We start from the raw sequence: 17,886 nt of genomic DNA, 5'->3' as shown, positions 1-17,886 counted from the left end.
CGGACATCTTCAGGAAGGATGCACACCCACTCTTAGACCTTCTCGAATCTACTCTAAACCGCTTAGAGTAGATTCGAGTGGCCTTGGCCTCCCGGGGCGCCTCAGGCGTCGCTACGAGGGACTCCCCGGCGTCGGGTGGCACCGCCGTCGTGGAGAGCCGCGAACTCGTCGTAGGAAAGGCGTAGCACCTCGGTCAGCGGGCGGCCGCGCACCGTGACCGGCACAGGAGGGAGCTGATCCAGCAGGTCCGGCCCGGTCACGGTCGGCGGCCGGAGCGACGGCGCCGCGGCAACGTAGAACACCTCGAGCAGCTCCGTCAGCGGCGTTGCCGCATCCGAGCCCTCCGAGGCATCGGAGGCGACGGCGTCGAGGCGGGAGAGCAGATCCTCCCTGTCGCGGCCACGCCAGGCGAGGATCTCGAAGGGATCGGCATCGAATCGTTCGGCGAGCAGGTAGAACACCGCGGCCAGATGCTTGCAGGGCACGCTCCAGTCAGGGCACGAGCAATCCAGCGACAGGTCGTTGGCGCTCTGCGGGAACAGCGCCAGGCCGAGACTCTCGAAGACCCCCTCGATGTCGGGCGGCATCTCACCTGCCAGTAGCTGGGCGACGAACCAGGCATCGGCGGCCAACGACTCCTCAACCCTTGCCCACTGGTCCTTCCCGTAGGCCGTGACCCCGATGCGCACCCGGTACGGGCGGGCGCGTGAACCCTGGACGGCGGCGCTCACCTGCCCGGGGGTCAGCTCGAGTGAGATCACCTGGCCCCGACGGGCGTAGTTGCGGCCCCTCGAAAGCCGACCCCCCATCCCGGTGGCCTCAAGCACCTGGATGAAACGGGTGGACCACCAGGTGCTGGCGATCTTCCCCCGAGCACTCCTCGCCCGCAGGCCGCCCTCAACGGCGCGAGGCGTCGACGGCGGAAAGAACCGCGGATCGAAGCCGCTATTCACCGACGGCGTCCTTCGACAGGGCGAACAGGTCGCGCAACTGGGCGGAGGACAGCTCGGTCAGCCACGCTTCGCCGTCGCCGACGACCATGTTCGCCAGTTCCTTCTTCTCGTCGATCATCTGATCGATGCGCTCCTCCACTGTGCCGGTGCCGATGAACTTGCGCACCTGGACGTTGCGTTTCTGACCGATCCGGAACGCCCGGTCCGTGGCCTGGTCCTCCACGGCGGGGTTCCACCACCGGTCGAGGTGGATGACGTGGTTCGCGGCCGTCAGGTTGAGCCCGGTTCCGCCGGCCTTCAGCGACAACACGAACAGCGGCGAACCCTCGCCAGATTGGAACCGCTCGACGAGTTCACTGCGCCGCTCGCGCGAGGTGCCGCCCGACAGGTAGGCGGGGTCGGTGTCGAATCGCGCCGCGAGGTGCGGCACCAGGAGCTCGGCGAACTCGGTGTACTGCGTGAAACACAGGACGCGGTCGCCTTCGGCGAGGATCTCGTCGAGGATCTCCTCCAGCCGGATGAGCTTGCCGGAGCGTCGGCCGATCGGCGAGCGGTCATGCAGCAGCTGCGCCGGGTGATTGCAGACCTGCTTGAGCTTGGTCATCGCCGCGAGCACGTTGCCGCGCCGCTCGATGCCCTCGGATCCCTCGATCCGCTGCATCATCTCGTCGACCACCGCTTGGTACAGGGAGGCCTGCTCGACCGTGAGTCGGTAGTGCTGTTTGATCTCGATCTTCTCGGGCAGGTCGTCGATGACGGCCGGATCGGTTTTGACCCTGCGCAGGATGTAGGGGCGGGTCACGCGTCGCAGCAGCTTGGCGGCGTCGTCGTCGCGGTGGCGCTCGATCGGGGTCGAGAAGCGGGCGCGGAACAGCTCGGGCGAGCCGAGGACGCCGGGGTTGAGGAAGTCCATGATGGACCACAGCTCGGTGAGCCGGTTCTCCACCGGTGTCCCGGTGAGGGCGATGCGCTGGCCGGCCTGCAGGCGGCGCACGGCCTTGGCGGTACGCGACAGCCGGTTCTTGATGGCCTGAGCCTCGTCGAGCACCACCCGCTCCCACTCGACCTCCGCGAGCTGGTCCATGTCGTTCAGGGCGGTGGCGTAGGTGGTCACGACGATGTCGGTGCCGGCCAGAGCGGCGGTGAGGTCCTCGTCCCGCAGCCTCTCCGGGCCGTGGTGCGCGTGCACCCTCAGCGCCGGCGCGAACCTGGCCGCCTCGCCCTCCCAGTTGCCGATCAGCGACATCGGGCACAGGAGCAGGGTGGGGGCCGACGGGCGGTCCGCGCTGTCTGCGGCACGGTGGCGGGCCGTCGCCTCGAGGGCGAGGAGTTGGATGGTCTTGCCAAGTCCCATGTCGTCGGCGAGGCAAGCGCCCAGCCCTAAACGGCCGAGGAAGGAGAGCCAGTCCAAGCCGCGGTGCTGGTACGGCCTCAGCGTGGCGGTGAAGCTGTCTGGCGGCTCGATGCCGGTCACTGTGTCGGGCACGGTGCCGACGAGCACGTCGCCCAGCCAACCTTCGGCAGCCACGTCCGTCAGAGGAAGGGGTAGCTCGAGGTCGTCGGGATGGCTGAGCGCGAGGGTGAGCAGTTCGGCGGCGGACCGGCGGCCGGTGCCTTCGCTGCGCAGGAACTCCAGGCCACGCGCCAGCTGGGCGGGATCGATGGCCACCCATTGGCCGCGGAGTTGCACGAGCGGGGACTTCGCGGCGGAGAGCACCGCGATCTCATCGTCACTCAGCCCGTGTTCCCCGACGGCAAGGTCCCAGCGGAACTCGCACAACTGTTCGCGCCCGAACCCGACGCCGGTCTCACCGTGGTCCGACGGTGTGGCGCTGAGGCGCAGCCCCACGCGGACGGGCCGACGCCACCAGGCGGGGAGCAGAACCTCGAAGCCGGCGTCGTCGAGTGCGGTGGCGCCCTGGGTGAGGAAGTCGTAGGTGGCCTCGGCGTCGAGGCTGAGGCCGGATGGCTGGGCCTGTCGGAGCCCGGCCTCCAAGCGGGGGAACGCGCGCTGGGCACGGGCGAGCTCTGTCAGCAGTACCTCGCGTGGTCGTTCCAGCCAGCGGGCCAGGGAGCCGTCGCCGCCCCAGATGCGCGGGGCGTCGACCAGCAGGCTCGGATCAGTGCGCGAGCGCAGCAGGAACTCCAGTTCCCAGGTGGGTGCCGCTGCCGCGTCCGGGCCTGCGTCGGCCGCGGGCGGGGCGGTCGCCGGTTGAGCGTCGAGAAATGCGTCCTCCGGCGAAGCGTGCACGTTCGGGTCTCGCAGCCGCAGGACGAGCTGCGCCGGGCCGGGGGTTTCCACGCGGGCGTCGGCCCATGGTTGCAGCCGCTCGGCGAGCTCTCGCAGCTCGTCAGGGTCGGCGTCGAACCGCGCATCCGGTCCGGTGAGGGCCTCCAGCCATGCCTCCGCGGCGGGCAGGCGAGCGGGGCGCCGGCCTCGTCGTGGCGGAAGGATCGATCCCACCAGCTGTGTGCGGGCGAGCGCGTCGGCGATGGTGTCCAGCGCCTCGGAGACGAGCGCGGCGGCACTGGAGGTTGGGCTAGCGGCGCGGACGGACGGGGGAGCGGCGGCGATGAGCGCTACCGCTGCCGCGGCGTCCTGCCCCGTCAGTACGGCTCTCCAACGCGCCTCGGGACCTGCCTGGGCGTTCGCGAGAGTGGGCAGCACCCGCCCACGTTCGACGAGCTCGGCGGCGTAGCGGGCCACGTCGAACAGGTGTCGCAGCGACGGGGCGGCGCGCACGTCGACGTCCTGCCACTGTCCGGGTGGGGTGTCAGCTGCGGCGGGGTCGACGAGGGGGGCGAGGCTGGTTTCGACCTTCGCCGGGTCCAGCATGAGCACCGGGACCCTCCACTCAAGCGCCGAGGGCCGGGTGGCGGGCTGCCGTCGCGGCGTGATGCGGAACAGGACAGGGGAGTCCAAGGGCGCCTTCCGCAGTGATGGCAGGAGAACCGTCGCCGTCGAGGGAGTTCCGGGAACCAGGGCCTCGAGGGCCCCCGTGGTGGCCGCGAAGGGGTGCGGGCGGGCTTGCCGCAGGGCCTGGCTCGGGCTGGTGATCATTGCCTCCGAGTCTTCGGCCCACACTGCGGCGTTCCGTTTTCCGGGAATCCAGAGGGCGTGGAGAACGAGCACGCTGGTGGGCCTCCCTGATCGCGTCGGCACTTGCGCGCCCCAGTTTAGGGCGCCCGCGTTCCATCTCCTGCAGCCTCAGGTGATGGAGACGCTGCTGGCGGCGCAGCGGGGGAGCCTGCTCCCGGCCGGCGTCAACGGCTTGTGGCAGTTGACCGTGTTGGAGATGTGGTTGCAGCGCCACCGCGTCTGACGCGGTCCATCGGCAGTTCGCCGGTGGTGATGATCTCGTCGGCGATGACCGACATCTTCAGGTTGGAGTTCTGGCTCGCCAGCCGCATGAGGTTGAGGGCGGCGTCGCGGCTGATGGAGTGGCGGCCCATGAGCACGCCCATCGCCATGGCGATCTCCCGGTTGGTGCGCAGCGCGTTCTCCAGCTGTTCGGCCTTGGACTGGCTGAGCGCGATCGAGGTGCCCATGGCGGCGAACGTCGACACCACCGCCGCCTCGCCCGAGTTCGCCCTGTCGCGGAAGGCGTCTTCGGTGGCCGAATACAGGTTGAGGCTCGCGATGGTGCGGTCCTGATCCATGAGATGGAGGGGGTGGGCGAAGATGCTGCGCACGCCCAGTTTGCGGGCGCTGGCGGTGTATTCCGGCCAGCGGTTCTCGTGACGGAGGTCGGGCACCATGAAGGGGGTGTCGTGTTTGATGGCGTCCAGGCATGGCCCGGAGCCGAAGGCGTACTGGAGGAGGTCCAGTTGGAGGGAGAAGTCGTCGCTGACCACCAGGGAACGGAATTCGTCTCCGTCCTGGAGGGTGATGGTGCCCCATTGGGCGCCCGCCATCTCGATGGCGGCCTCCACCAACGCGTTGGCCAGAGGCTTCTCCGTCGCCCGGAGGCGGTCCGACAACTGATCGAACTGCGCCGCCACCTCGGCGAAGGTGAGGAACCCGTCGAACTCTGATCCGTCAAGGCCAGAGTGATCCGTCACCTGCTCAGCCATCCGATCACCACCCTCAGGTGAAGTCCAGAGCCACGGCGGCCCGGAGGATTCCTCACTCTACCCCCGCGTCCGCCAGGACCCCTCTACCGAGTTTCTGTCGATAGGGACACGCCGGCGAGCACGCGCGCGGAGGCCGCCGCCGTGGCCCTCACCGTCGCCCGATGCAGGGCTGCGGATCTGCTCAGGGCTTCGACGACGTAGGCCTGGTAGAACTCCAGCCCCATCGTGGCGGCGAAAGCGTCCCCGGCGCCCACCGAGGTGGACTCGTCGGCGACCGGCCGCGTCGGGATGGGGATGGCCCTGCCCTGGAAGCACAGGGTGGCGCCCCGCCGGCCTTGGGTCACCACGAAGCCGGTGCCGCCCGCCCCGCCATGGGCCGACCAGCGGATCGCCTTGGCGAGCGCGTCTGTCTGGTCCTCGTCGGAGAAGACGACGATGTCGAAGCACGACCAGGTGGCTGCTTCGGCGTCGGTGATGTCGCGGCGCTCCACCCGCCTGTAGTGGTCGCCGCTGGGCTCGCGGCTGACCCGCATGAGGCCTTGCGCCACGAGGACGTGGACGGCGTGGCCGTCCTGTCGCGCGGCGCGGAACTCATCGATGTCGGCTGCCCGATCCTGATCCGGGACGAGTGGGCAGAAGTAGACCAGATCGAAGCCGGCCCAGTTGGTTCTCGGGCTGATCGGTTGCAGGGGGCGGTCCGCGGGGCGCCAGTGCTGGACTCTGCCTGGGGCGGCTGCCGCGTCGTTGTCGCCCGGCGGGGCCGGCTCGGCGACGTTCTTGTACGACAAGGAGCGCTGGCCCGACGGCCCACGATCGCACGCGATGTCGCCAAGGAACGGCAGCAGGTCCTCGCCGTAGGGCCCGCTGACCAGGGCGCGGAGCCTGTACTCCTGCTGGAGTTGTCTGGCGATGAACAGCGCGGGCGACCCCCACGACGGCTCGAGCACGCGCCCGGCCACCTCGTTGTGGTCGAGGCAGAGATCGCCGATCACGATCACTGAAGGGCGTGCGCCGTTCAACGACACAGGTCCTCCTCGTTGCTGCCTGTCCTGCTACTGGCATCGGATCATACGCGACCCCGCCTGTTCCACGAGGTTTGAGCCCCCTCCAACCTGGGTACGAGACAGGTAACCATCTATCCCACAGGAGGCATCGTGGGAGCCGACGACAAGATCCGCAACGCGGCTGAGGAAGCGGGAGGCAAGGTCAAGGAAGGCCTCGGCAAGGCCACCGACAACGAGCGCCTCGAAGCCGAGGGCAAGGCCGACCAGGTCTCGGCCGACATCAAGCAGGCCACCGAGAAGGTCAAGGACGTCTTCAAGTAGCCGGTCCAGCACCGACGGCAGCGGCCGGTCACCTCGCGATGGCTGGCCGCTGCTCGTACGTGGTGCGCCCAACGCCACTCTCAAGCCCCCGATCGCGGGCGATTTCGAGTGGCCACGGTGGGACCCGTCGCGGAAGGCATCCTGTGTGTCTACGAGCAGGAGCCCTGCCTAGATCCGCTGCTACCTGAGCTGGTCCACCACCTGCTGCGCGATCTCCGCCTGCGCCGCATCCGCCAAGGTTTCGCCGTCCCCGAGGCCACCTCCTGCCTCACACCGCCGGTGGTGGCTACGGCCCGAATCTGTTCGCTCAGGACCGTGCGCTCAACCGAGGCTGGTCCCGTGAGGGTCGAAGGTACCGCGACATGGAGAGACGGGCTCTAACCGCCCCGCAGCCTGCCCAGTTTGCTGTGTACCTGATCTATAGGGACCAGTCTTCACTGCCATGTTTCGTGCAGCTGGCAATCCTTGGCCCAAACTGGGGCAAGTCACAGGTGTTCCGCAATCGGTTTGATCACATCGAGGACAAGGATCGGTTGGCGGCCGAACTCGGCGGGGCGACCGATGGTCAGTTGGGAGCTCTCGGCGAGGAGGCAGCGGCCGTCTTTGTCGAGGAGGACCTCGGCGCGACGGTGGTCGCTCTGGGCGACGCCGGCATGCCACGCGTCGACGGACGTCAGGATCTGGACCTGATAGCCATCGTTGAGGGGGAGTTGGTGGCCTTCGAAGTGAAGACGACCTACCGCTCAAAGCGGGCTGGACGCCTGACCCGTGCCGGGAACCTGCGGCGTCCACGCATGGGGTCCACCAACAGCGGCCGCCGGCAGGCGGGCCAGTCCTACGTCATAGATCGAATCACCGGGATCGTCGACACAGAGGACGGCTACGTAGGGATCCGCGTCCAGATCATCGTCATTGATCTCATCCTCATGCTCGCCCAGGTCTTCGACATCAACGATCAGGGCACGCGACTAAGCCAGCCGGCCCTCCGATGCCCTGCCGTCACGCGGTGAATGCTGCGCTCGAACGCATTCGCGCCCATCGGGGACATCTCTGAATATTGACCCGCGGATCACACCGCGGGTGGTGGGTGCGAACAAGGGTGGCGCCCCCGAAGGGGGAGCGCCACCCTTGTCAGTTGTGGTTAGAGACTACCGCTGGGCCTTCGTGAAACCTGCGGCCTTGGCCGCGTCCTCGGAGTTGAACCACACCTCGGCGATCGTGCGGTCGTACCCACCGCTGCCTTCGACGTGGTACTTTTTCGAGCGCTCGTTGCCCTTGATGGTGAAGCCCTCCGGCGGCTCAGTGCCCACGTAGGCGCCCTCACCGTAGGCAGACTCGCTGGCCGCGACACCCGGCTCGTCGACCGTCTCCTCGGTGGCGCCGTCGTTCGGCTGCTCCTCGGCCGCAACCTCGGAGATGCTCGCCTCGGCGGCTTCGGTCTCGGCTGGGACCTCAGTCTCGGGCTCCTCCGCGGGCTCCACCACCTCGTCGGCCTCAGGCTCGGGGGCGGTGTCGGCGGCGAACTTGGCGGCGGTGGAGAAGGTGTCGTTGTTGTTGACATACGCCTTCGACGGCTCGTGCGCCGTCCAGCCGTCGTCCTTGGGGGCCAGGAAATGACGCACTGCGGCAACCGCGCCGGCGACGATGGCGCCGATGGCGAGGAACTGGAAGAACGCCTTGGTTTTGGACTTCTTCGGCTTCACCTCCAGCTCACCCTTCAGTGCCGCGACGGCAGCGCCACCACGCTTGGAGGCCTCCGCGATGGCGGGGTGCTCGGCAGCGGCGTGCAGGGCATCCTGGAGCTTCGGCAGGAGATCGTCCTCCAGCAGCTCGCGGGCGGCCTCGACTGCCGGGTTCACCTTGTCCAGCGCGTCCTTGAGATGGGGCTCAAGGTCATCGAGCCGGCGTGACGCGAAGTCGGCGGAACGTACCTTGGCGTCGTGCAGGAGCGGGCCGGCCTGGTGGCGGGCCTCGTCCAAAAGGTCCTGGGCACGCTCAAGGCCTTCCTTGAGTGCGTGCTGTCCGTATTCGGCGGCGGCGGAAGCGGATTCCGCGGCGGCCTTCTTCAGCTCTTGTGACTTCTTCACAAGTTCCTCCCTTGTTGTGGCTCGTAATCGAGCAGTTTCTACGCTACCCGTTTGTGGGGTTCGTGCAAGGGGGTTGGGGGATTGCGTGGTCGGGTCAGCGGGAGAGGTCGCGTTTCTGAGGCTTCGAGGCCGCTTCGCGGCACCTCAGCCAGCGGGGGAGGGCCGCTTCGGGGGCACCTCAGCCAGCGGATCAGCTTGCGTTTCATAGGCTTCGAGGCCGCTTCGCGGCACCTCAGCCAACGGATATGGTCGTCGAGTGAGTTATCTGGTGCTGGGGAACCTGACGTGTGCCGTCCTGCTGGCGATCTCCGGGATGGCGAAGCTGGCCGCCAGGAGCGAGACCCGCGACGCCTTCCAGGCGCTCCGGCTGCCCGGGTGGCTGCGCCGCTCGCCCGCGCCGGCCCTGCTGCCCTGGGGGGAACTTCTGCTGGCCTTGGTGCTGGTGGTTGGGTCCGGCTGGGTGCTCGTCGGGGGAGCGGTGGCGTCGGTGGCGCTGTTCGGCACCTACACCGTTATCATCGCGCGGGCTCTCCGGTTCGACGAGCCGGTGCGCTGCAACTGCTTCGGAGCCCTGGGTTCGCACGACGTGTCCCCGCGGACCCTGGCCCGCAACGTCCTCTTCCTGCTGCTGGCCCTGCTCGGCTTCATGGCCGTGATTGCCGGCGAGGATGTCTACGGGCTGGACGCCAACGGCTGGGGATGGCTGGCGATGTCCGCCCTCAGCGCGCTCGTCGTCACGCTTTCCCTGCTGCCCGGGCCCCAGTCCGAGCAGGCGGAAGGTCCAGGGGCGGGCGCGCTCGGCTTCGCGCCGAACCTCGCCCTCACCGACGTCGAGAGCGGCGAGCGGGTTCGGCTCCGGGCACTGGCGCGTGAGCACGGCGGGGTGGTGCTGCTGTTCGTGGTGTCCGGCTGCGGGGGATGCGAGCGTGTGCTCGACCAGCTTCCCCAGTGGCTGGAGCAGGTGCCCGGGCGCGCGGTGATCCCAGTGCGGCCGTCGGGCTCCGAGCGGGACGACCCGAAGTGGAAGGACCTCGCCCACCTCCACGAGGACTGGGGCTCCAACGTGGCCCAGGCGCTGGGAGGCGCGTTCACCCCGTCGGCGGTGGAGCTGGACGCCGCTGGGTCCGTGGTGGGTGCCCCCGTGACGGGCGAGCAGCAGGTGCGGGACCTGATCCTCCGCCCGGTGCTGGAGGCCGCTGCAGCGGCCGTTGAGGCCGAGCGGGAGCCCGTGGAGCCTGAGCCGGTGGTGGCTGAGCCCGCCGTCGTCGAGGTGGAGGACGACGGCCTCGAGGACTACGAGCGCATCCCCATCCCCGACGGCGTGCTGCTGCGCCCCGACGGCGAGCCCGTCACGCTCAGGGCGCTGGCAGGGCAGCAGGCGCAGCTGCTGGTCACCATCAACTGCCTGTGCACGCCGGCGCGGGCCGGGATCGCCGGGATCGAGGAGTGGCAGAGCCGGCTGCCGGTGCTGCAGGTGCGGCTGGTGCCGTCGATCCGCCCCCGCTCGGCGGGCACCATCCCGGCGGAGGTGGAGAAGGTGTCGCTGTACGACCACGCCGGGCTCGCGGCGAAGGCCCTCGGCGCAACTGGGCAGGTGGCCGCGGTGCTGCTGGGCGCCGACGGGATGATCGCCGGGGGACCCGTCACCGGGATCGACGAGGTGGAGCAGTTCGTGGCCGACATCGAGGCCCAGCTCCCTCCGGCGGAGTGACCCGCTTGCCCCGCTCTGACACACTGGACCCGACCAAGAAGGCAACGAAAGGACACGCGTGAGCACCGCTACGCTCCACACGAACCACGGTGACATCGTCATCGAGCTGTTCCCCGACCACGCCCCCAAGACCGTCGAGAACTTCGTCGGCCTCGCCACCGGCACCAAGGAATACGCCGACCCCGCCACGGGGAAGAAGACCACCGGCAACTTCTACGACGGTCTCACCTTCCACCGCGTCATCGACGGATTCATGATCCAGGGCGGCTGCCCGAACGGTGACGGTCGCGGCGGACCGGGCTACCAGTTCGGCGACGAGTTCCACCCGGAGCTCACGTTCAACAAGCCCTACCTGCTGGCCATGGCCAACGCCGGCCCCGGCACCAACGGCTCCCAGTTCTTCATCACCGTGGGCCCCACCCCGCACCTCAACCGCCGCCACACCATCTTCGGTGAGGTGAAGGACGCGGCCAGCCAGAAGGTTGTCGACTCGATCGCCACCACGAAGGTGGGTCGGGGTGACAACCCGGTCGAGCCGGTTGTGATCAACTCGGTCACGGTCGCCTGACCTGATCGTCTGGAACGCCCGCCGGCTGACGCCGGCGGGCGTTTCTCATCCTCGATGGATGAGGGCCGCGAAGGGCCCCATATCGCTGGCTGAGGTGCCGCGGAGCGGCTCCCTACCGCTGGCTGAGGTGGCGCGGAACGCCCTCGAAGCCTAAGGTGAGTGACCTTGTCAGCTCACGTTTCAGAGGCTTCGAGGCCGCTTCGCGGCACCTCAGCCAGCGAAGTGGGCCGCGGCTGCCGCGTCGAGCACCTCAGCCACGAAGTGGCGCGTCGAGCACCTCAGCCACCAAGGGGGCGCGTCGAGACTCATCAGCCCGCGGGAGGGTGTGATCAGTTGGAGATGCCGACCCAGAGGCCGTCACGGGCCCTCGTCATGGCGACATACAGTTCGCGCCGGGTGAGGTCCCATCGTTCGCGGGCCGTGTCGTCGGCCGGTGGCGCTGTGATGGTGTGCTCGTTGCGGATGTCTGGGATGAGGACCTGCTTGAACTCCAGGCCCTTCGCGCGCTTGATGGTGCCCACCTTCACCGCGTCGACAGGGACGCCGCTGTACTTCTCCAAGTCCACGACAGGGAAGCCGGCCTGCTCGAGGGCCCGGGCTGCGTCGCGGGCCGCCCACCGCGAGATGCACAGCACCGCCACGTCGCCGATGCCGGTGCCGATGTCCGTGGTGACGGTGCGGACCCGGGCGATGAGGGCATCGTTGAGTTCGCGACGGCTGCCGCAGTGCGCGATGACGGGGTCTGCCCCCTTCCGCGGGACGCTTGCCGGCACGTCGCCGCGGGCGAGGACGCCCTCGATGTCGGCGTACTCGTCGCCGGCCACGAGTCGCTGGGCGAAGTTCACGATCTGGGCGGTGTTGCGGTAGTTGATGTCGAGCACCACGCCACGGCCCGCGACCGAGATCCCGGCCTCGCCCAGGGTGTAGCCGCCGGGGTAGATCGACTGCTGCCCGTCGCCGATCAGCGTGAACCCGTCCGGCTCGTTGCCGACCAGCAGGTGCAGGATGCGGATCATGGCGCAGGACAGGTCCTGCGCCTCGTCCACGATGACCGCAGAGTACGCACCGGTCATCGGCTCCCGGCGGAGCTCGGCCTCGGCCAGGAGGATCGGGTCCGCGTAGTCGATGATCCCGCGGCTGCGCAGCTCGGCATCGTAGGCCTCGTGGAGCCGCCAGACGGCCTCACGCCCCGAGAGCTGCAGGGTGCGGCGCCGCCCGGTGCGCGAGAGATCGGCGTAGTCCTCGAACCGGGTGATGCCTCGGCCCTTGAGCACGTGCTCGATCTCATCCTCCCAGTAGCGCCGGTCCTGCGAGCTGCCGAGGACTGATGGGGCACCGACGCGGTGCCACGCGGCGTCGAAGGCCTCCCGTGATTGGGCGGGTTCGATGCGGTGAGGGACCCCGCGCTCCCGCAGGATCCGGCGCGCGAAGGCGTGCGCACCGACGAACTCGACACGGTCCACCACCTCCGGCGCCAACCGTCGGAGCAGCTCGTGGAGAACGTCAGGCAGCGTGCGGACATACGTGGTGACCAGGATGCGTCCCGGCTGGCTGCGGGCGAGGTGCGCGGCGCGGTGCAGGCCGACGACCGTTTTGCCGGTGCCCGCCGGGCCGCGGATGCGCGACGGGCCGGGAAAGGAGCGTCGGACGAGCTTTGCCTGCTGTGGATGGAGGAAGGACATCCACTCCTCGATGGGCTGGGCGAGGATGCCTTCGAGGAGGGCGTCGTTGACCTCCTCGGGGGTGAGGAGCGCGTCCTGCTGGGCCTGGTGTGGCGGGGGTGGGGTGACGGGGCTGGGGGCCGCTGGGACGACAGGCGCGGGGATGGTCACACTCACCGGCGCGGGGGCGGAGGCCTGAGGGAAGAAGCTGAGCGCGCGGCCCATCACGGTGTCGACCTGCGTGGGCGTCAGCCGATTGCCGTGGCGGGCGATGGCGCTGAGAGCGTCCCGCTCGCCGACGATGCGGATCCCGCTGACGGTGGCGTCGAGGCCGCGGCGTCCCGCCATGACGACGAGGGAGCGGACCTCCCCGGGTGCGAGCCCAACCTCGGCGAGGTCGGCCTGGGTGACGTCCACCAGGTCGTTGAGCATGAGGAGCTCGTCGGTGACGTCGTCGTCGCCGCGCAGGACCCGGCCGTTGTCGATGCCGACCTCCTTCCAGGCCTTCGTGTCGACGATGAAGACGCCGCCGGGGCCGACGACGACCAGATCCACCTGGGCGCGTCGGGTGCCGGGCCAGCGGCGGTCGGGCAGGAGGAAGTAGCCGAGCGCGGAGAGGGGAGCGAGGGTCCGCGCGGTCTGACGCTCCGTGGTCTCCGCGATCCCGAAGCGGCCCGCTGCGGCGCGGGCCTCGGCGGCGGCCTTGGCGTGGGCGTCGGCGAGGGCGAGCTGGCGTCGGGACTCGGCGCCGGCGGAGTCACCGGCGACCATGCGGGGTCCGTCCGGTGTCGCGGCGCTGGATCACGGTGAGGCCTTCGGTGCTGGGTGGGGCGGGTTGAGCGCCCTCAGTATTGCAGTGGGCGCGTGCAGCGGGTCAGTCAGGCAGCGGGAGTCAGAACTCGCGGTGCAGGTGCGCCACTTGGCTTCTCGCGCCTCAGTACAGGCAAAGGCCTCCCTACCGCTGGCTGAGGCGGCGCGGAGCGCCCTCGAAGCCTAAGAAAAGTGACCTTGTCAGCTCGCGCTTTATAGGCTTCGAGGCCGCTACGCGGCACCTCAGCCAACGAGGGGGGCTTGCCGCTGCGCGTCGAGCACCTCAACCAACGAAGGGGGCGGGCCACCCGCCGCGGCCGCAGCCACCACCACGACGATGTCGCCGACGATCCCGCCTTTGACGGTGTTCCAGGCAGGCTCGGAAAGGGTTACGCTGAAGCGACTCATCAGATGTGGAGTGGATGTGGCTGTGCGACTCGCCGACGTGGCAGACGCTCTGACCATGGGCGATGACTGCCGCATCTACTACGACCGGCAGGACGACGAACTGGTCTGGGTCTTGGGCGACGAACTCTCCACCGCAGAGGACCTTCCCGAAGCCGCCGACTTGGCCGAAGCGGCCACCTACACGAACAGCGGCGACGTGGACTCCCTCAAGCTCGCGCTGCTGATACTGGAGGACGCCACCGACCGGTTCGTGCCCCTGCCGACGAAGTTCGACGTCGACGAGCACTCCATCATGGTCGACTTCACCGCGACTCTCCCAGAGTCGGAGCTGAGGCGACGGTTGTGGGACGGGTTGCACCGCGCCGGGGCGTTCCGACGGTTCAAGGATCTCGTCCACCGCCACGACCTCGCCGATGCTTGGTACCGCTACCGCGACGAGCAGTTCACCAGGATCGCCCGCAAGTGGGCAGACGCCAACAACATCACCCTCGTCGAGCAGTCCCGGTAGCGTCCGCAGCGGGCCCGCCCCCGCTGGCTGAGGTGCCGCGCAGCGGCCTCGAAGCCTACGAAGGGTGACCTTGTCAGCTCGCGTTTCATAGGCTTCGAGGCTCGTCGCTTCGCTCCTCGCACCTCAGCCAGCGGAGGGGCTCAGCCAACGAGGAAAGGGTCAGAGCTCGCGACGCTCGAAGACCTTCACCGCCGCCCACACCAGGGCCACGATGAGGATTGCCGTCGTGAGGGCGGGCCACAGAATGTCCACCTCGACGTCCGCCCCGAGCGCGACCGGGGCGTTGACCATCCCCGCAGGCGTCCAGCGGAGCATCGGGCCCCAGATCCCAGACAGCATCAGAAGGAAGAAGAAGCCCAGGCCGATGCCGGCCGCGCCTGCGCCAGAGTCCACCGCGGCCGAGCCCAGCAGCACCACAGCCACCAGCAGCAGCGCGAACAGCAGCCACGCCGCCGTCGCCGCCAACAGCGGGCCGAACGGCGCGTCGGGGAACCAGATCAGCGTCACGCCCCAGGTCACCAGCATCCCGGCCAGGGTGGCGCCAATGAGGAGGATCGCCGTCGAGACGAACTTCGAGAGCACGAAGCCCGCGCGCGACACGGGCTTGGTCAGCACCATGATCGCGGTGCCCGCACGCTTCTCGCCCGAGATGGCGCTGCCCAGCATGATGATGAGGGCGAAGCCGACAATCTGGCTCAGGTTCTTGGTCCACTGGGCGTAGGAGTCCACCCATGTGGGGTCCGGGATCACGCCCGCGAAGACGTCGCCGCCCAGCGTGGCGAGGAGCTCGGGGGTGTAGGCGGCTGTCGGGGGCCCGGTGACGGCCCAGAACAGCAGGATCCCCGGAAGCACGATGATCCGCCACGTGCGGAGGATCTCGCGCAGGTCCTTGGACAGGAAGGCTCGGAAGCTCATCGGTTCACCCCCACGAGACCCACGAACACGTCCTCGAGGGAGACCTCGAGCTCATCGAAGCGGCGCAGCCCCAGCCCCAGCCCGGCGAGCATTCCGGGGGTGGCCTGGCGTGCGGCGTCGAGATCGCTGACGATCACGTCGATGGCCTGATCGTCGCCAGACACGGGGGTGTGGCGGACGCACCACGGCTCGGCCGCGACAGTCGCGGTGAGCGCCTCGATGCCGTCGGTGACGGCGATGCGCACCGTCGTCGAGCCGCCGTGGGAGCGGCGGAGGTCGGCGACCGTGCCCTGGACGACGAGCCGGCCGCGGTCGAGGACCGCCACCTGGTCACAGATCCGCTCCACGTCGCCAAGCAGGTGGCTGGAGAACAGGACGGTGGTGCGGCCGCGGAGCGAGGCGATCATCTGCAGCACCTCCGCGCGGCCGAGGGGGTCCAGGGCGGAGGTGGGCTCGTCGAGGATCAGCAGGTCCGGGGCGTTGATGAGGGCCTGCGCGATCCCCAGGCGCTGCTTCATGCCGCGCGAGTAGCCGCCCACCGGGTTCTTGTTCCCGGCCAGTCCCGCCATCTCGAGGAGAGCGTCGGCCCGCTCGGTGAGGACCGGCTCCGCGATTCCGAAGAGGGAGCCGGCGAACCGCATGAACTCCGCGCCCGTCATCCACGGGTAGAAGCCCGGCACGTCCGGCAGGAACCCGACGCGGGCGTGGATGGCGTCGCGGCCGGACTCGGTGTCATGGCCGAAAATCGTGGCGCCTCCCGAGGTGGGCCGCGCCAGTCCCAGCAGGATGCGCAGCATCGTGGTCTTCCCCGCGCCGTTGGGGCCGAGGAAGCCGAAAACCGAGCCCTCCGGCACCGTCAGGGAGACGCCGTCGAGGGCGCGGACTTCGCCGTACTGCTTGGTGAGGCCGTTGGTCTCGACCACGTTCACTTGGGGTCCTTGTCCTCGCGTTGGCCGTAGAGGAGGTCGGCGGTGTCGGCGGCGGTGCGGCCCGCCGCGTGGCGGGCCCCGGGCAGCGCCTCCGGCTGGGCGGCAGCGGAGGCGTACTTGGCCTCGCTGCGCCGGACCAGGAGGAAGGTGATGGGGCCGAGGATCTGCACGAAGAGGATGAGCACGAGCCAGACCCACTTGTTGGGCCTGGGCATCTGCGCGTCCGGCGTGCGGGCCCACGCGACGACGCCCACGATGAGGAGCGCCAGTTCGATGACGATGAGGATGCCGAGCAGGACGAGGACGCCGGTGGGGAGGTCGAGGAGTTGATCGAACGTCATGGTGGTTCCCTTCTGTCGGGCTGAAGGCGCGATTGTGGACGGGGTCCGTCGTGGCGCCTTCGCCACTAGTCAAGCCTAGTCCCAGACTTCCTCACGGGTGTAGCCTTGACTCAATTGACGATGGATGCAAGGGGGTCAATGTGGCCAGATCGCTGAAGAGTCCCCGGAGGAAGGCTCTCAGGACGAGGATGGGCGCGAAGCGGGAGCGCGGGATCACCAAGGTGGAGGATGTCACTGATGCGGACTTCGTCCCTGTCACGCTCCTGCTGGAGAGGTCGCATTCGGGCAAGCAGGACCGCCTGCTGCTGGTTGAGGAAGGGAAGAGTGGTCACGCCAAGGCGGTGGGCGGCGTCCTGCGCGTCTCCGTCGAAAAGACCGGCTCCTTCGTCCGCCTCGTCGATGACGATGACCTGACGGCCGCGCCCGGGCGTGTCCGTCCGGAAGCCGTGCTTCATCGTCTCCACGATGTGCTCGTTCAACGGGTCGGCGCCGGCACCCTGACCGAAAGCGAGGCGGAAGCCGCGGTCGAAGCGTTCGCCAACCGCCTCCCCGACGACGATGACCCCACGGAGGCCCTGGGTCCCTACTTCGACACGCAAGGGCTCAGGCGACGCCTGGGCGTCACGCGTCAGGCGCTCACAGGTCGGGTCCAGCGGAACACGCTGCTCGCCGTCCCGGCTGATGACGGCGCCCTTCTCTACCCCACGTGGCAGTTCACGCCAGACCTCGAGCCGCTGGCTGGACTGTCGGAGGTTCTGAGCGAGTTGAACCGGGTGGCAAAGGATGGCCTGTCCAAGGCGCTCTGGTTGACCACACCACAAGGAGCACTGGGCCAGGTCTCCGCGGCGAACTGGCTGGCCCAGGGTAGGGATCCGGCCGCCGTCCTCGCGCTCGCGCATGCCGACGTCGAGAGGATGCTCCGGTGAGCCGTGAGGACATCAGCCTCGGAGAACCGCATCCCTCGACGGAACTTGCCGCGGACTTCCCCAGGTGCACGGGCGTGGATCTGAGCCGCTGGTACCGGGCCCACTCGGACGGGTACCCGGCGGAGCCAGATCGTGGTTGTTGGTGGTTCGCGTCCATTCCGCCAGGAGACGGGCGCTTCGACCTGGCGCAGCCGGAAGGGACCTGCTACTTCGCGGACAACATCGAGGCCGCTGTGCGAGAGCGGCTGGGGGAGGTGTGGGGGACGCATCCCATTCTCCCACCCGTCGCACTCGACGGCACCACCGTCTCCAGCGTCGACCTCAGGCCCTTCTGCGAGCCTGAGGACATCGCAGATACTCAAAGTGTCGAAGCCGCCGGCTACGTCACACGCGAGATCTCGGCGGGGGCTGGCTATGGGCTTACCCAACGGCATGCAGCGGCGTTCCTGGCCGCCGGGTTCAGCGCCATTGCCTACGCTCCCCGGTTCACGCCCGGCGCCGTCAATGCGCTAGCGCTCTTTGGGTCCGAGGGGCGTCCCCGCCCAAGCCGGGGGGCCGCTGAGGTGTCGGGTTGGACGGCGGAGCTGCGCACGAAGGTGCGAAGGACGGTGACCAGGGCGAGAGCCAGAGTCATCCCGTGACTGCTCGATCGGCATCGACATGGTGACGG

At 69.0% G+C, this 17,886-nt stretch carries 17 protein-coding genes; 7 read left to right on the top strand and 10 right to left on the bottom strand.

Features of this window, described 5'->3' with window-relative positions; genetic code table 11:
• Positions 1-101: 101 nt before the first annotated feature.
• The 4 genes from H5398_RS17815 to H5398_RS11215 form a co-directional block, all read right to left on the bottom strand.
• Positions 102-953, bottom strand: coding sequence for an SWIM zinc finger family protein (locus H5398_RS17815; RefSeq protein ID WP_182800067.1), 852 nt, complete (start codon positions 951-953; stop codon positions 102-104).
• Positions 946-4,014, bottom strand: a complete 3,069-nt coding sequence (locus H5398_RS11225) for a DEAD/DEAH box helicase (protein WP_182800066.1) — start codon at positions 4,012-4,014, stop codon at positions 946-948. Before H5398_RS11225 ends, H5398_RS17815 begins: the two co-directional genes overlap by 8 nt.
• 203 nt (positions 4,015-4,217) lie before the next feature.
• Positions 4,218-5,027, bottom strand: coding sequence for a GAF and ANTAR domain-containing protein (locus H5398_RS11220; protein ID WP_182800065.1), 810 nt, complete (start codon positions 5,025-5,027; stop codon positions 4,218-4,220).
• An 83-nt stretch (positions 5,028-5,110) separates the two neighbouring features.
• A complete protein-coding gene (locus H5398_RS11215) occupies positions 5,111-6,052 on the bottom strand; it encodes a hypothetical protein (RefSeq protein ID WP_182800064.1) in 942 nt (313 codons plus the stop codon).
• 129 nt (positions 6,053-6,181) lie between these two features.
• Between H5398_RS11215 and H5398_RS11210 the strand changes: the two genes are divergently transcribed.
• Positions 6,182-6,352 (top strand): CsbD family protein, encoded by a 171-nt coding sequence (locus H5398_RS11210; protein WP_182800063.1) that lies wholly within the window; start codon positions 6,182-6,184, stop codon positions 6,350-6,352.
• A gap of 362 nt (positions 6,353-6,714) precedes the next feature.
• On the top strand, positions 6,715-7,362 hold the full coding sequence (locus H5398_RS11205) for a hypothetical protein (protein ID WP_182800062.1): 648 nt from the start codon (positions 6,715-6,717) through the stop codon (positions 7,360-7,362).
• 138 nt (positions 7,363-7,500) lie between these two features.
• Here H5398_RS11205 and H5398_RS17810 read toward each other — a convergent pair whose 3' ends face one another.
• Positions 7,501-8,439 (bottom strand): hypothetical protein, encoded by a 939-nt coding sequence (locus H5398_RS17810; protein WP_182800061.1) that lies wholly within the window; start codon positions 8,437-8,439, stop codon positions 7,501-7,503.
• A 256-nt stretch (positions 8,440-8,695) separates the two neighbouring features.
• Here H5398_RS17810 and H5398_RS11195 point away from each other — a divergent pair, with 256 nt between their 5' ends.
• Positions 8,696-10,150, top strand: coding sequence for a MauE/DoxX family redox-associated membrane protein (locus H5398_RS11195; RefSeq protein ID WP_182800060.1), 1,455 nt, complete (start codon positions 8,696-8,698; stop codon positions 10,148-10,150).
• A 58-nt stretch (positions 10,151-10,208) separates the two neighbouring features.
• The gene (locus H5398_RS11190; protein WP_182800059.1) at positions 10,209-10,718 is read left to right on the top strand and encodes a peptidylprolyl isomerase; all 510 of its coding nucleotides are present in this window, start codon (positions 10,209-10,211) and stop codon (positions 10,716-10,718) included.
• 329 nt (positions 10,719-11,047) lie between these two features.
• Here the strand turns inward: H5398_RS11190 and H5398_RS11185 are convergent, their stop codons facing one another.
• Positions 11,048-13,150, bottom strand: a complete 2,103-nt coding sequence (locus tag H5398_RS11185; RefSeq protein WP_182800058.1) for a nuclease-related domain-containing DEAD/DEAH box helicase — start codon at positions 13,148-13,150, stop codon at positions 11,048-11,050.
• Between the two features lie 282 nt (positions 13,151-13,432).
• The gene (locus H5398_RS11180) at positions 13,433-13,597 is read right to left on the bottom strand and encodes a hypothetical protein (RefSeq protein WP_182800057.1); all 165 of its coding nucleotides are present in this window, start codon (positions 13,595-13,597) and stop codon (positions 13,433-13,435) included.
• 16 nt (positions 13,598-13,613) lie between these two features.
• Between H5398_RS11180 and H5398_RS11175 the strand changes: the two genes are divergently transcribed.
• Positions 13,614-14,105 (top strand): UPF0158 family protein, encoded by a 492-nt coding sequence (locus tag H5398_RS11175; protein WP_182800056.1) that lies wholly within the window; start codon positions 13,614-13,616, stop codon positions 14,103-14,105.
• A 159-nt stretch (positions 14,106-14,264) separates the two neighbouring features.
• Here H5398_RS11175 and H5398_RS11170 read toward each other — a convergent pair whose 3' ends face one another.
• The 3 genes from H5398_RS11170 to H5398_RS11160 are packed head-to-tail and all read right to left on the bottom strand — an operon-like array spanning position 14,265 to position 16,290.
• A complete protein-coding gene (locus tag H5398_RS11170) occupies positions 14,265-15,020 on the bottom strand; it encodes an ABC transporter permease (RefSeq protein WP_182800055.1) in 756 nt (251 codons plus the stop codon).
• The gene (locus H5398_RS11165; protein ID WP_182800054.1) at positions 15,017-15,949 is read right to left on the bottom strand and encodes an ABC transporter ATP-binding protein; all 933 of its coding nucleotides are present in this window, start codon (positions 15,947-15,949) and stop codon (positions 15,017-15,019) included. The genes H5398_RS11170 and H5398_RS11165 overlap by 4 nt, the downstream gene beginning before the upstream one ends.
• On the bottom strand, positions 15,946-16,290 hold the full coding sequence (locus H5398_RS11160; protein ID WP_182800053.1) for a PLD nuclease N-terminal domain-containing protein: 345 nt from the start codon (positions 16,288-16,290) through the stop codon (positions 15,946-15,948). The genes H5398_RS11165 and H5398_RS11160 overlap by 4 nt, the downstream gene beginning before the upstream one ends.
• A 188-nt stretch (positions 16,291-16,478) precedes the next feature.
• On the opposite strand from H5398_RS11160, the gene H5398_RS11155 reads away from it, so the two are divergent.
• Positions 16,479-17,216 (top strand): hypothetical protein, encoded by a 738-nt coding sequence (locus H5398_RS11155; protein WP_182800052.1) that lies wholly within the window; start codon positions 16,479-16,481, stop codon positions 17,214-17,216.
• Positions 17,213-17,857 (top strand): RES family NAD+ phosphorylase, encoded by a 645-nt coding sequence (locus H5398_RS11150; protein WP_182800051.1) that lies wholly within the window; start codon positions 17,213-17,215, stop codon positions 17,855-17,857. Before H5398_RS11155 ends, H5398_RS11150 begins: the two co-directional genes overlap by 4 nt.
• The last annotated feature ends 29 nt before the right edge of the window (positions 17,858-17,886 follow it).

The sequence above is a fragment of the Tessaracoccus sp. MC1679 genome, from assembly GCF_014164775.1.
In the GTDB taxonomy this organism is placed as follows: Bacteria; Actinomycetota; Actinomycetes; order Propionibacteriales; family Propionibacteriaceae; genus Arachnia.
Note: the sequence above shows the minus strand (reverse complement) of the source record. Positions and strands in the feature narration are given on the sequence as shown.

What these genes read in the sequence shown, in the direction of transcription:
- H5398_RS11220 (WP_182800065.1), bottom strand. Translation starts at nt 5,027, where the DNA reads ATGGCTGAGCAGGTGACGGATCACTCTGGCCTTGACGGATCAGAGTTC.
- H5398_RS11185 (WP_182800058.1), bottom strand. Translation starts at nt 13,150, where the DNA reads ATGGTCGCCGGTGACTCCGCCGGCGCCGAGTCCCGACGCCAGCTCGCC.
- H5398_RS11180 (WP_182800057.1), bottom strand. Translation starts at nt 13,597, where the DNA reads ATGAGTCGCTTCAGCGTAACCCTTTCCGAGCCTGCCTGGAACACCGTC.
- H5398_RS11155 (WP_182800052.1), top strand. Translation starts at nt 16,479, where the DNA reads ATGGGCGCGAAGCGGGAGCGCGGGATCACCAAGGTGGAGGATGTCACT.
- H5398_RS11160 (WP_182800053.1), bottom strand. Translation starts at nt 16,290, where the DNA reads ATGACGTTCGATCAACTCCTCGACCTCCCCACCGGCGTCCTCGTCCTG.
- H5398_RS11170 (WP_182800055.1), bottom strand. Translation starts at nt 15,020, where the DNA reads ATGAGCTTCCGAGCCTTCCTGTCCAAGGACCTGCGCGAGATCCTCCGC.
- H5398_RS11205 (WP_182800062.1), top strand. Translation starts at nt 6,715, where the DNA reads ATGGAGAGACGGGCTCTAACCGCCCCGCAGCCTGCCCAGTTTGCTGTG.
- H5398_RS11225 (WP_182800066.1), bottom strand. Translation starts at nt 4,014, where the DNA reads ATGATCACCAGCCCGAGCCAGGCCCTGCGGCAAGCCCGCCCGCACCCC.